Source organism: Pedobacter sp. 01N310 (assembly GCF_056399805.1).
Genome location: NZ_JBFTSB010000003.1, coordinates 319,051 through 334,081 on the forward strand (window position 1 = coordinate 319,051; position 15,031 = coordinate 334,081).

The 15,031-nt window shown below is 38.3% G+C and carries 6 protein-coding genes; 1 reads left to right on the forward strand and 5 read right to left on the reverse strand.

Annotated features, from left to right (window positions below):
• Nucleotides 1-61 precede the first annotated feature (61 nt).
• The 3 genes from AC1DNH_RS09425 to AC1DNH_RS09435 form a co-directional block, all read right to left on the reverse strand.
• Nucleotides 62-2,179: a polysaccharide lyase family 8 super-sandwich domain-containing protein gene (locus AC1DNH_RS09425; RefSeq protein WP_477578729.1), complete on the reverse strand. Its 2,118-nt coding sequence runs from the start codon at nt 2,177-2,179 to the stop codon at nt 62-64.
• A gap of 645 nt (nt 2,180-2,824) precedes the next feature.
• Nucleotides 2,825-4,585 carry a RagB/SusD family nutrient uptake outer membrane protein gene (locus AC1DNH_RS09430; protein ID WP_477625338.1) on the reverse strand — a complete coding sequence of 587 codons (1,761 nt, stop codon included), beginning with the start codon at nt 4,583-4,585 and terminating at the stop codon, nt 2,825-2,827.
• Nucleotides 4,586-4,595: 10 nt separating this feature from the next.
• Nucleotides 4,596-7,913, reverse strand: a complete 3,318-nt coding sequence (locus tag AC1DNH_RS09435) for a SusC/RagA family TonB-linked outer membrane protein (protein WP_477625339.1) — start codon at nt 7,911-7,913, stop codon at nt 4,596-4,598.
• A gap of 357 nt (nt 7,914-8,270) precedes the next feature.
• On the opposite strand from AC1DNH_RS09435, the gene AC1DNH_RS09440 reads away from it, so the two are divergent.
• The gene (locus tag AC1DNH_RS09440; RefSeq protein ID WP_477625340.1) at nt 8,271-12,317 is read left to right on the forward strand and encodes a hybrid sensor histidine kinase/response regulator transcription factor; all 4,047 of its coding nucleotides are present in this window, start codon (nt 8,271-8,273) and stop codon (nt 12,315-12,317) included.
• A 674-nt stretch (nt 12,318-12,991) separates the two neighbouring features.
• Here AC1DNH_RS09440 and AC1DNH_RS09445 read toward each other — a convergent pair.
• Together AC1DNH_RS09445 and AC1DNH_RS09450 are read right to left on the reverse strand one after the other, a co-directional pair.
• The gene (locus AC1DNH_RS09445) at nt 12,992-13,849 is read right to left on the reverse strand and encodes a HEPN domain-containing protein (protein WP_477581976.1); all 858 of its coding nucleotides are present in this window, start codon (nt 13,847-13,849) and stop codon (nt 12,992-12,994) included.
• On the reverse strand, nt 13,824-14,999 hold the full coding sequence (locus AC1DNH_RS09450; protein ID WP_477609880.1) for a hypothetical protein: 1,176 nt from the start codon (nt 14,997-14,999) through the stop codon (nt 13,824-13,826). Before AC1DNH_RS09450 ends, AC1DNH_RS09445 begins: the two co-directional genes overlap by 26 nt.
• Between the last annotated feature and the right edge of the window lie 32 nt (nt 15,000-15,031).

The following is a 15,031-nucleotide window of genomic DNA, read 5'->3' on the forward strand; positions in this document are numbered from 1 at the left end:
ATCCTGTTTATTATTTTTTGTATTGCTGAGGATATGATGGTTTCATCTTTTATAATTTGTTTTATTCTTTTATTTTAAACCTTGCTGTAGCACCTGCAAAAGCACCATTTGGCAGATTACAAGTTATACGTTTTGATTTCGATAATCCTGGCAACTTTAACAACACGCTTATAGTTGCATTTTCCTGTGCTGGATCTGCGATATATAACGTAGGGTTTTTACCGTTTAAATCTTTAATGTAAACCGTACACGGCTGGTCTACCTGAAGGGAAAGGCCATTGTCAGCCAGTGTTCCCGCTTTATAAAAAACGGCCTGCAACATGTCCAGTCTGGTATGTTTTACAGCCTGCAGTTCATTGATATTTTTTAATACCTGTATCATCGACCGGTTGTATTTTTTTAAACCCGCAGCGTCAATTCCTGGCACAACAATATACTGATAGCTGGCGTTCTGAGGATTTTTGCCATGATTTAACCAGATTTTAAATACATTATGTTTGAGTTCGGTTTTACCTTGAAAATGATTGATGCGGTACCAGTTTCCGGTTTGCGCTTTACTGCTGATTTCTAAATTCCCACCCTGAGGAAAAATATACCCAATACTGTCATGAACTGCCCAGCGCTCGCTTTTAGCATTGGCCTGCACTCCATTGGAAGAAAATACGTCGCCTCTTAACCAGGCCTGGTTGATTGTTGTGGTAATATTTTCTTTCGAATCGCTCCTAATCCCAGCACCTAAACAAACCACTTCCTGATCGAAAAAGAACCATGCTTTTTTTGCCTGAACACTATCATAGTCTAAATCGTAACATGAAACGCCATAAATACCATCACTAACTCCACCCACAAATTTGGTGGTACCTGGAATTCCCCATTCCTTTAATATTGTTGCGCCATTATCATCAGGGTAATCTCTGCTGGTGGTTCCAGGGATTTTATCCCATTCCCAAACGGGCATCAGGTTGGCGTATTCAGATCCACTGCGCTGAATATTGGTTGCCCCATCGGGGAGAAATTTCCCCAATATGTTTTCATTGTTACCGCGTTCTGTCCGTAAAGTTCTCGTTGATGCCGTTTGCACACTAAAGGTATAAGCGGGGCGAAGGTGCAGGGTGTAACCACTTTTCCAGTATTGGTTATGTGAAGCAGTTATCCCATAATCAACAGTTTTTTTGCCTGATGTTCTTAATGTTGAAGCGTCCCAGTAAGCCGCATTTTCGGGATCAAATAGTTTAATTTTTCCTATCATTCCTCCCATCCCACTATTTAACGAATCTTTACGGCTAATGCCGCGACCGCGTACATTAAAATCGTAAAACGAGCCTCTCACCGTTTTCAGAAAAGTATTTTTAAGATAATTGACCAAAATAGCCAACTGATCTTTCGGCAAAGCATATTCTGTTTCCCTTAAATAGAAAGCCGCATTAACCGAATTTCCGGCAAACACCCTTCCATAACTGGCAATGGCCTGCTGTTTTCCATGCTGATAATAACTCCCATCAGCCTGAACGCCTTCCCTGCCATCAGTTATGGCAATCGGTTCGAACAGGTATTTTGCAGCAGAGTCGAGGGTTGCCTTATTCTGTGTTAAACAGGCCCGATATAAATAATGTAATGCTTCATCAGAGGTGTTGGCACCGTCGCCAGTCTTTAATTTTCTGATCATCCTTTTGATCAACGCATTTTCCAGCGTTGCAGGAAGCCCGGTTTTGGCATTGCGCATCAAAATCAAGGTTTGCCCGATAGCCTGAGGATAAAAAATATCATTGTACCACCAATTCTTGTTCTTCGGGTTTTTATCCAGCCAGTTCTGTAAAGATTTAACAATAGCAGCGTGTAGTTCGCTATCGTTATAAAGTTTATTCGATGGGCGGATATAAGCGGTCGCCATATCTTTGATCCGTTTTAAAGGATCGTACTGCACATCGGCATAATTGATATCTGCCCAGCTTCCATCTGCATTTAGATTTTTAAGATGATTGCCCACCTCTTCGGCCAATGGTTTATCTTTAACAAAAGTCTGCAAATCGTTATTAATACGTTGCAGAATGATATCAAAAGGTTTTTTTTGGGCATTTGCCGATATACCCATCAGCATTAGGCCTCCAACCAGGAATCCAAACCTAATCTTTCGGTGAGCCTTTATTTTGTTGTTCGTTTTTTCACTTATGGCAAACATGTTTATTTTTTTATTTAAGCAAACCGGTTTAGGTATTCGCAATAAAGAATTGGCAAAAGGCAATTCAATTTCATTTTTCGCTTCATTTCATTTAAAAAAGCCACCAAGCTAGGCAAGGCGGCCCCAAATTAACGATACTAACCATTTTTTTATCAGATCGAACTGATTTTTCTTTATTTTCCTATCAGCCTGGATTATGGATCAATGCGCTATTTTGCATTGAACAAAGTAAGGGCTTATAGAAATTCAGCAGTTAAAAGAGCCTGTATCATAAGTTGTATTCAATTCGAACTTGTCACGTTGTCCAAAGGACTCCTACGGAGAACTTGTCGAAACGCTTTATGGGGCATTAACAGGTCTTTCGACAGGCTATCATTGACAGAATCCAGTAGAAAGTCGTCATCTCGACCGAAGCACTGCGGAGTGGAGAGATCTTTGAATTGTGTGTTATTGAAATCAAATTTAAAGATTTCTCCTCTTAAGGAGTTCCTTTGGAACACTACGGTCGAAATGACGATACTTCTAAGGGACTCAACTCTTTAAAATTCCCCTGTCATTAATATTGATTTTTATACAATAAATTACCATTAAGGATAACAATTCTATATTTATGATACAGCCTCTAAAACTAATCCTTTCAAATATCTAATTTATCCAACCTGCATTTTGAGTCAGGTTGGGATTTCGCTCTATCTCTACCGCCGGGATTGCCCAGTTGTAAAGATAATCACCCTTAAATGAGTAAGCATATACAATCTTGCCCCAAGCCTGTTTTACGCCGTTACCGGCATAAAAAACTTTGTCTTTCCAGCTTTTCCATCTCATTTCATCAAAGAAGTTAATACCCTCATTAGGAAACTCTACTCTTCTTTCGTTACGGATTCTTTCTCTTAAATCAGTTTGACTGGATACAAATGTTGGCAGCGCGGCATTTGTATTTTGAAGTAAAGCTACACCAGCACGGGTTCTTACTTCATTTACTTTAGCAATGGCTTCAGCAGTTAAACCTTGTTCATTTAGCGCCTCAGCCCACATCAACAGTACATCAGCATATCTGATTAATACAAAATCAGTTGGTCCGTAATCTCTTCCTGGTGTTTCAGCAGATCCTTCGTAAACGTATTTTCTATATAAATAATAGAACAAACTTTGCGTATCGGTACGTAAATCACCATTTGTTGCGGCTTCGGAACGATAAGGCCATCTTGAAGTTACTGTAGCATTTGCACCACTAAAAACGCCTAAATAAGTAGAATATGGGGTAATTACATTGGCAGCTAATCTCGGATCGCGGTTAGCATAAGCCTGAATAATTCTTGCTTCATTACCAGTTGGCAAATATAAGCTCATTTTTGCACCTCTTGTTGTTGCTGCGGTAATTTCTGCGGTAGTTAAGTTGTTTCTTAGAAAGTAGACCTCTCTCTCTGCTACAGAAAGTGCTGAATATCCAGGTATAACAGTATCCCAGTTAAATTTTGAGCCATCAGCGTTTTCATATAAATCTACCAGGTTTGGCGAAACATGATAGGTGTTCCAGCAAGAACCGAAAGAAGAACGGGTACCACAATAGAATTGTGTAGCAGAACCAAAACCCGGAACACCTATGTTCTGGATAGAAAAAATCATTTCATTAGATTGCTCGTTAGCCGTTTTAAATAATGCGCTGTAATTGGCAAACAAACCATAACCGGCATCTTTCACTTTTTGAAAATCGGCTACTGCCAAGTCCCATTTCTGAGTGTACATATAGGCTTTACCACGCAGGGCATAAGCTGCACCTTTGGTGATGTGCCCGTAATTTGCATTTCCACCGGCATAACGATCAGGAAGATTTGGCTCTGCAATAACCGCAGTTAAATCACTGATTACCAAGGCCCAAACTTCGGCTTCTGTAGAACGTGGTTTATTTGCTTCTTCAGGAAGAAATGGCTCTAAATAAATAGGTACACCTTTATATAACTGATTAAGTCTTAGATAAAAATAAGCCCTTAAAAACTTGGCTTCTGCAATATACCTGGCTTTTTTTTCAGGCGATGAAGGCGATTGTAATGGAATGAATTTAATGGCTCCATTTGCACGCTGAATACCTTCATAAAGGTTTCTCCAATGATCACTAAAATAAGAATTACCTGGCGTTATCGTTCCAGACAGTAAGGATTCAGCTCCAGAAGTTTGCCCGGTAAAACCTAAACAATCCATTTGGTAAAGATCTAAACCAGATGCACCACCTGTAGACCATCCATATCTTAGTTGTGAATAAACTCCTGCTATGCCCTGATCAGTTAAGTTATCAGTAGTCCACATCATTTCTGATGCCACTTGCGATGGAGGTGTAGTGTTTAAAAAATCCTTTTTACAACCTGTAGATACAGCTATTGCGAATATTATTGTTAAAATCTTTTTCATTTTGTGTCCGTTAAAAAGTAACATTTAAGCCTAAAGAATACTGGCGCATAGTTGGATAAGATACACCTGCACCAATTTCAGGATCTAAGCCCGGATAATTTGTAATGGTAAACAGGTTTTCTCCCGATAGGAAAATTCTTGCTCTGCTCATGGCTGCCTTTTTAGAAATTTTTTCCGGCAGCGTATAGCCGATCTGTAAGTTTTTTAATTTCAGGTATGAGGCATTGTACAAATAAAAATCACTGGCTACCGCTGCATTCTGCGCATCCGTAGTGTTTTTAAGTCTTGGATATTTTGCCGTAATGTTATTGGCGGGATCGTTTGGATTTGCATCGTTGTAATAATAATGATCGTTTGCAATTAAGGTGCTTACTGCATTACCAAGAGATACAACAGAGTTGTTATAACCTGTAGCATTCCAGTAATACCACATACCTGCGCTACCCGACCATAGCATAGAAAGATCTATGTTTTTATATGATAAATTCATATTAAAGCCATAATTAAACCTTGGCGTAGATGATTTATTCATAAACTGATTATCAAAGCTATTACCGTAAATTCCATCACCATTATTATCGGCATAAATTAAATCGCCATAATAAATTTTGGTTTTACTTACGCCACCGGTTGGCTGGAAAGAATATCCGGCAGCAATCATTGCATTTAACCAATCCATATCAGACGGTGTACGGATCATACCGTCTTTGGGTCCGCCATTTACATTTACCTTACCATCAGTAAAATAATTTCCATTGCCTTTATAAACGGTTTGCAGGTAGTATTCATTAAATTCATGACCATCTAAAATACGGTTAGTTCCACCGCTGGAAATTTTACCGATGTTTGAAGTATATACGCTATTACCTAACGCATCTGTTATGTAGCCAGCTTGGAATGGGCCCAAGTATGTTTTAATCCGGTTAAAGTTATAGGCAAAGTTACCCGATACACCGTATTTAAAATCGCCGATTTTATCATTATAACCTAATGTAATCTCTAACCCTTTGTTAGACATTTCTGCAATATTTTTAGTTGCCGCAGTAGCAGTTCCTGATGCTAACGGAATAGTTGGTGTAAATAAAATTTTGGATGTTTGTTTACTATACAAGTCTATCTCAAAATTCATTTTACCATGCAACAAATTACCATCTAAACCAATATTACTGGTTGTGGTGGCTTCCCAAACCAAAAACGGATTGGCAAACTTACCTGCTATTAATCCACTGGCTTGTGCACCATTAAATGAATAGTTGGTACCATTGTAAAGTGCCTGATAATCGTAATTACCCTGAGAAGCTACAGTACTCATTACATTATTACCGGTTTTACCCCACGATGCACGAAGTTTCAGGTTGCCAACATAATCGTTCAAGCTGCTCATAAAAGATTCCTGAGAAATGCGCCATCCGGCAGAGAAAGCCGGGAAGAATCCCCAACGATAATCTGGAGCAAATTTTGAAGAACCATCATACCTGAACACGCCTTCAAAAAGATATTTGCTTTTGTAGGCATAATTTAAACGCCCATAAACCGAACGTATAGCATAATCGTACTCGCCACCTGATGCCGATGTTACTGCAGTAGCAGAACCTAATGTGGTAATCGATTCATCATATAAGCCTTTTGACGATGCGCCAATATTATAATAGTTATAGTAGTTTTGGTTGTAACCTGCTAATGCACTAATATCATGGCTTTTAGCAATGGTAGTGTTGTATTTTAAAATATTATCTACGGTTATTCCATAGTTTTTATTAAAACCATAAGTTGTAGTTAGCTGATCGGCCGTAGTTTTTGCTACTTTTAATGTGTTGCTTGCAAAATTCCATTTTTCGAAAGTAATAGCATGGTTATTAAACTCTTCCTGACGGGTTTGATAGTTAAAACGGGTTTCAAAATCTAAACCTTTTAAAATATCAAATCGTGCAAAAACGGTTGTGTTAATGCGGGTTTCGTTATCGGCACCGCCTGTACCATATAAATATTGGGTAATGTTATTTGCGGTTGACGATTCTTCAGCAGCAGCAGGAAAACCATATTTCCCATCCCAAACTGGAAATACACCCGGTGTAGTTTGACGCAAAAAGTTAAACGCATTATCGGTATTAGCTAAACCATAGGTTTGATAAGAAGCAAAAGTTTGTGTACCTAATGTTAAAAATTTAGCCACTTTCGATTCTAAGTTGATACGCAAATTGTATTTATCAGAACCGGTATTTGCCATTGTACCCGGGTTATTAAGATATAGCGCCGATAATAAAAACTTAGTATTTTCAGATCCTCCGTTTAATGAAAGACTGTGTTGTTGTGTAATATTGTTTTCGAAAATAGCATCGCCCCAGTTTGTATTTGGGTAAGCAATATAATTTGGTACGCCCTGTGGGGTAAGTCCGTCAGGATTGGCATTTGCAGCTGTCCATTGTGCTATAGTTGCATCTGTATAAATGGGTGTTTGGCCTAAATTACGATAACCTTCATTAACCAAATTCATGTGGGCAACATAATCAGAAATAAAAGTTGGCAAATTTGCAGGCCTTGCAATTGATGCTAAACCAGCATAGCTTATTACTGTTTTTCCGCTTGTGCCTCTTTTTGTGGTAATTAAAATAACGCCGTTTGCAGCTAATGAACCATAAATAGATGAGGCAGCGGCATCTTTCAATACCGAAACACTTTCAACATCGTTCGGATTTACGGCATCAATACTGCCAATAACTCCATCAATTACTACTAATGGATTATTACTATTAATAGTTCCAGTACCACGAATTCTAAGCGTTGCGCCATCAGAACCCGGCTTTCCAGACGATTGACGAACAAATACACCCGAACTTAAACCACCAAGAGAAGATGATAAATTGGTTACAGGCCTGTTTTCGATTGATTTGGCACTGATGGTCGATACAGAACCAATTACATTAACCTTTTTCTGCACACCGTAAGCTACTACAACTACATCATTTAGGCTGTTGTTTTGCTCTTGCAGCGTAATATTTAAGGTTGTAGCCTTACCTACCAATACTTCTTTGCTATCGTAACCAATAAAGCTAAATACCAAAGTGTTTTGGGCCGATGGTACAGTAATAGTGTATTTACCATCACCTCCGGTTACCGTTGTTGTAGAAGTACCTTTTACAGTAACACTTACTCCGGGCATTGTTCCCCCTTGAGCATCTTTTACTGTTCCTGAAATTTTTATAGACTGAGCAAAGGCTGTAAATGCCGTAAAACTCAAAAGCATAATAAGTGAGCATAGTTTTACCGGATAGTAAAAACGGCTCAGTTTTGCTTCTCCAGTTTTGAGATGTTTGTAAAGTTTATCCATTTTTTGTTTAGTTGATTAACATTCGTTTTTCTTAATCGCAAAAAATTATGGGCATAACCTGTGGCTAACACCAGATAGAACTATTCTGGCTACAATGAAAAGGATATCGGCTTAAACGGTTTGGTTTTGCTTTAATATTTGGTTATTCAAAATTGTTGCTTTGGAGGCAAACTGAGGGGATAAAATCCTAAACAAATGGGTGTAAAATTCTAAACAAAAGCAGAAAAAAGCATTAAATAGGGCAAATGAGCGGATAAAGTATTAAAATTGCCTCACCAAACGTATTTGATTTTTATAATAGAAACATTTTGTACTTTTAATCAGGTAAAAGCTAACCATCCCTCACTTTGTGCCAACATGAAATACCTGCTAACAATTAATTTAGTATTTTTTATTATTGTAAGTAACGCCCAAAACAAATATGCTTTTAAACACCTCAATGTAGAAAACGGTCTCACACAAAGTTCGGTATTGTCTATCGCCCAAGATGGCAGAGGTTTCATGTGGTTTGGCACCCGGTTCGGGTTAAACAAATACGACTCTCAATCTTTTAAAGTATATAATCACGACAATAACAATGAGAAAAGCCTGAGCAGTGCAGCTTATCTTTCTTCTCTTTTAGCCTTAAAGGATGGAACATTATTAATTGGTACCCAGGAGGGGCTAAATAAATATAATGAAGATGCTGATAACTTCGATCGATATGCGCGCAATAGCAAAGATCCGAACAGCATTAGCAACTCCAAAATAAGTTGCATTTATCAGGATAAAAAGGGCCGTGTGTGGATCGGTACTGAAAACGGCTTAAACCTGCTCAACACTAATGGAAACTATAAATTTAAACGCTTTCTATATGGGCAAAAGCAACGCCAACAAATTTATGCCATAACGGAAGACCATAATGGAACATTGTGGCTAAGTACAACGTATGGTTTAATGAACATGCGCTTTAAAGAAGGAAAAATACACTTTAAGTATTTTAAAGACTTTAGCGAAGAACTTAACAAGGCTATCGACAACCACATTACTTCGATGGTTGAAGACCGTGAAAATAATTTATGGATTGGCACCAAACAAACTGGGGTAAGCAAGTTAAACCTCAGTACAGAAGCCATTACCACTTACCGATATTCCAGTCTTAACAAAGAGGGCATTAGCAGTAATAATGTCCGCAAAATTATCTTGGATCAAGAAGGCAAATTATGGATTGGAACACTGCATGGAATTAACATTTATAATCCTGCTACCAAAAATTTCAGTTCCTTACATAATATTCCCGAAGATCCCGCTAGCCTAAGTCAAAACTCTGTTTACGATATTTATCAGGATCGACAAGGTATCATTTGGGTGGGTACTTATTACGGCGCCATCAACATGGTTTACCCCAATTATACGCCTTTTAAGGTTTATCGAAGCACTACCGCAGCAAATGGCTTAAGTAGTAACGTGGTCAGCTCGATCATGGAAGATCAGCACCAAAACCTTTGGATCGGTACTGAAGGAGAAGGGCTAAATTATTACGACAGGAAAAACAATACTTTTACCCGATATAAAAATAACCCCAACGATCCTAAAAGCTTAAGTGCAAACCTGGTAAAATCGATTATACGGGATAGAAAAAACAGAGTTTGGATTGGAACCCATTATGGTGGATTAAATCTTTTTCAGCCAGAAACCAAAAATTTTGTCAGATACACCAGTCGAAAAAACGATACCTTATCTATTAGTAATGATGAAATTACAGCCGTTTTTGAAGATAGTTATGGACGCTTTTGGGTAGGCACCAACGGCGGCTTAAATAGATTTAATAGCACCACCGGTAAATTTATCCGCAACCGGGTAAACGGCTCAACCGACGCAGTAATGTACATCTTTGAAGATGCCAAACGAAACCTGTGGGTAGCTACTAACTCGGGGCTTTACGAGCTGAAAAAAGGTAGCCAACAATTTGTAAGCCGTGTTGCTGCCGATCCGGGAATTTTAACGTATAACGAAATCACTTGTTTAACTGCCGATAAAGAAGGGCATTTGCTCGTGGGTACCTCGCGTAATGGCTTATTTAAGCTCAATCCCGACCGCCACAGCTATACCAGAATAACCACTTTAGATGGTTTAACCAGCAATAACATCATGGGCATACTGGAAGATGATTTTTACAACCTATGGATAACTACAAACAAAGGTTTATGCAAATACAACCCCAGGCAGAAAACTTTTAAAACCTACAACATTAAAGATGGACTGCCAGGCAACGAATTTAATTACAAATCGTTTTTAAAAGACAGTAATGGTGCCTTTTTCTTCGGTGGATTAAGTGGAATGGTGAGCTTTTTCCCCAACGAAATAAAAGAGAACAAAAACACCCCTCCAGTTATTTTTACAGGATTAAAACTATTTAATAAACCAATAGCACTGAATGCCGATGATGGTTTACTTAAACAAAACATCAGCACCATTAAATCAATTACCTTCGAGTCTGACCAGAATGTATTTTCGATTGATTTTACCTTGCTTAACTTTATAAAATCTGATAAAAACCGTTATGCCTATAAGCTGGGAGGTTTTGAAAAAAACTGGAACTATGTAGATATCCCATCGGCAAGCTATACTAACCTATCGCCCGGAAACTACACCCTTATGGTAAAGGGAAGTAATAACGATGGCCTTTGGACCAACAAAACCAGCACATTAGCTATTAAGATTTTGCCACCATTTTACAGAACCTGGTGGGCCTATCTGTTTTATTTTTGTGCCTTTGCAGCCATTTCTATTGTATTTATACGCTATTTGTTAATAAAAGCTGTACTTAAAAAAGAAAAAGAGATTAATGAGCACAAGCTCGAGTTTTTCACCAATATTTCTCACGAGATCCGCACACCTTTAACCCTCATTGTTGGTCCGTTAGATAAATTGATCGAAAACGCAAAAGATAACCCTGCCCTGAACCGGGATCTGCAACCTATAAAAAATAATGCCGACCGTTTAATGAACCTGGTTACCGAACTGCTCGATTTTAGAAAGGCAGAAAGCGGAAAAATGGCACTACATATAAGTCCTGGCGATGTGGTAAAATTCTGTAGGGAAATATTTCTGGCTTTTCAGAACATGGCCATTGCTAAAAATATCGATTACCAGTTTGAAACCGCACAAACAGAAATTGAGCTTTATTTTGATAAGGTCCAGATGGAAAAAGTGATGTTTAATCTACTCTCAAATGCCTTTAAGTTTACACCCGTAAACGGAAAAATCAGCTTAAAAATAGAGGTTGAAAAACAAATGGTTAATATTAAGATCTGCGACAACGGTAAGGGCATTCCATTAGAAAACCAGGCCAATTTATTCACCAATTTTTATCAGGCCAATGCCACTACAACTATTGGTACGGGTTTGGGCTTATCATTCTCTAAAAGTATTGTAGAACTGCATCATGGACAGATCAGCTTCGAAAGCATACCTAAAAACGACAAGGCCTTTGGCAATACCGCTTTCACAGTAAGTTTAAAAATAGGGAAAGCACATTTTAATCCATCCGATTTTATAGCTGATTATGTTTATTATGATGATGCGGCAAATTATAATATCCCCACTTTGCAAGAAACAGAATCATTAATAGAAGAACTTGCCGAAGCAGCACCAACAATAGAAAAAGAGAAACGCAGCATCTTACTCGTAGAAGATAATGAAGATGTAAGAACCTTTATTAAACAGGCTTTAAGCCCCTCATACCTGATTTACGAGCGCGAAAATGGAGCTACCGGGCTAGACTGTGCATTAGAACTGATTCCTGATTTGATTATCAGTGATGTAATGATGCCCATAATGGATGGCTTAGAATTATGCCGGAAACTTAAAACCGATGAACGAACCAGCCACATACCTGTTGTTTTATTAACGGCAAGATCGGCTTATGTTCACCAGGTAAACGGTTTCGAAAACGGTGCCGATGCTTATATCATGAAGCCATTTAACCTAAAAATATTGGAGCTGAACATCCAGAACCTGTTAAACGCCAGGGAAACCATTAAACAAAAGTTTGCACAGGTAATTACGCTCGAGCCTAAAAACATGGTGATTAACACCACAGAGCAAAACTTTTTGAATAAAATTATCCAGATTATCGAAGACCGGATTGCTGATCCCGATTTTGATGTACCCACCCTATCTTCAGAAATTGGCATGAGCCAACCTGTACTGTACAAAAAAATAAGGTCACTTACCGACCTTTCAGTAAACGATTTTATTAAATCGCTGCGGATAAAAAGAGCAGCCCAATTACTCAAGCAAGGTACCGGAAATATTGCCGAAATTGCTTATGCAGTAGGTTTTAATGATCGGAAATATTTTAGTTCGGAGTTTAAAAAGCACTTCGGCAAAACCCCGAGTGAGTTTATGAGCAATGATTAGTTTGCAAACGCTTTGCGAAGCATTTGAACAATGCCTTTGGCAGGCTATTGTTGATGGTATTTATCGATCTTTGTTTTTAGGCATTTTGCTAGCCTACTTTAATAAAATACTGGTTTTTCCGAAGAACGCCGTCAATCCCAAGGGCCGGAATAATCAAAAAAACAGTAGCAGAATAGCCCAAACGGCACTATCAAACCTGAAACGCAGTGGTTTTGTGTTCATTAAGCGTTAATTCAAAATTTTATAGGAATTGAACACAAAACGAAGTGCCGCTGTTTTTTTGATGTGTGTAGGATTGTGCAAAAAGGCCCATTGCTGGATTGACAAAGCGCTTTGGGTACTTTGGCGCTCCAAAGTACCATGCCCCCGCGGCATAGAGCGGACAAAAACATCAATATTTTTCTTTAAACATTAGTTTTCCAGAATCAAGCTTTTTTAATAACCCGATAAGATGCTGAAATAAATTCAGCATGACGATCGCCTTAAGCAAAAAAGCCAAACGCCCTTAAAGAGATATATCTTAATGTTAACCAACTCTTCATCCGCTGAAATGAATAACAGACTATTACATCCTATGAAATATAGACATTCATTTCTAAATCCTAAAAGCTAAAAATTCATTTATGTTGATTTTATATTCTTTCGCTCCCAATGACAGATCTACAGATGGCCCATTATGGAGAGACCAACTTAGGGTTTAAATACATTCTGGCAACCTGCTGATCGAAATGGTTGTTCATAATGCCCTGATAAACCTGTTCTGCAACACAGTACAATAAACCTATTTTTTCAAACAGTCGCATCACATCCGGCTCACTGATCGTATAATCGTTTTCGTAGCGAACGGCCAGGTAGGCTTCATCGAGTAAATGCAACAAGCAAAGTTCCTCTTCATCATTAAACAGCTCAGAAAGCGGTTTAACATAGGGTTTGACATACAATTGATGGGCACTAATGCGGTGCGTTTTTTTATCCTTTCCCATTACCAGAATTTCAATGGCCCGATACATTAAATCGAAAACCTGGTGCAGCATAAAAGCACAATGCTCGAAATTTCGCCGTTTAAAATAGAAATTGGCTCCAGATAAAAATTTGTTGGCCTTTTTAGTTTCCTGTTGATAGGCGCTGCTAACCCGATCTGCGATGAACTCAGGTGCCCCACATTCAAGAAAACTTCCAGATTTACTAAATAAACGATTTTGAGCTGCAGTGGCATAGTAAAAAAACAAACTGCCCGCTAGCAAGGCCCGCTCAACTTCGTGCACATGAAAAACCCGATAACTGAATTCCGTTTGCCCATTGAATACAATATTTAATACCGGCGTTAATTCGTTTAAAACACGTACATGTTTGAACTGAACCATAATCAGCATTTCTCGCACCGCCTTACCTGTAAAAAAATTATTGTGGAGATAAATATATTGAATGGGCACCGCAGCGGTAATGCGCTTCAATAAACACATTACGGTTTCTTCTTTTATGGCACTATGGCTAAGGTTTAAGAATTTATTCCGCATAATACCGCCTTTCATCTTTAATATCATCACTTAGTGAAGGATTACCGATCATCAGAAAGAAAGCTTCCATGATCATCAGCATGGCTTCATACTGCTCAAATAAAAATTCTTTATCCATCAGTTTAATGCTGCCTCCGGCACTAAATGCGGCATACAACCACTCTAAAAGGCCTAAGCGCAATTGTTTAATTTTTTCAGGAACGAAAAAAGACGCTACAAAGCGATAAGGATTTTCGATGTGTTCGGCTGGTAATGTATTTACTTCACAGAGGCCTTTGTTATACACTTCGTTTGTAATAAAACGATCTTCAGTAATTAAGCCTTCAGGCAAGGCTTCCTGGTAAATCAGTTTTTTGTTGGCAATTAAATAACCTGCGTTAAGCAATTTCGTAAACTGGTTATAGAGGAAAAAATAATCGGCAACATCACTTAAACGGTGCGCTTCTGATAAGGCTATTTTATACCATTTTTTCAGGTATGTTTTATGCCCTGCAAGGTTATCCAAACTAAAGAAAAATTCAATTGCCTTAAATGGATCATCAAATAATTCCTGATCGAAAGCCAAAGGCGATGTGCTTTCGAACATGGCCATATGGTAATAGCGATCGATACTTTTAAAACTATTTTTAGTGATGAGCCTTTCGTGGATGAGCCAACAGGCCTCCAGCATTTTCATGGTATTCTCGTAAAACGCCGCAACATACTGATCCCAATCCAGATCGAGCTTATTTTCCAATCCGGCCAGTAACCATTCCCTGTAAACCATCTTATAGCTATCTGATTCAAAGAAGATAAAAATATCTAAAAAAGTAAACTTCGGATTTTTCATTTCGCCCTTGCTTAACAACTTCGGGCAATAATCAAGCACAACCGATTCGCGTTCCAAATTACATTCATCAAGCTCAATCGCTTTTACAAAAGCAGAATCAGCTTCAATCCGGTTAAAAATTAAATCCGAATAATCAAACAGCGGCACAAGTTTTTCATAAAAACCCAATAGCTTTGCAGGGTGCTTTTGCGGCGAATAATCGAATTCGTTTTGAGATGGGTTTACCCAGTTTTTTAAAAAATTTAAATGATGGCCTACACCATCTGATAAAAAAAAGTTTTCAATGGCATCAATAAAAGCCATAGTTTCTTTTTTAAAATTTGAGTTCCCTTCCATAGCGTATAGTTTTAAATTATTATCTTAGCTAA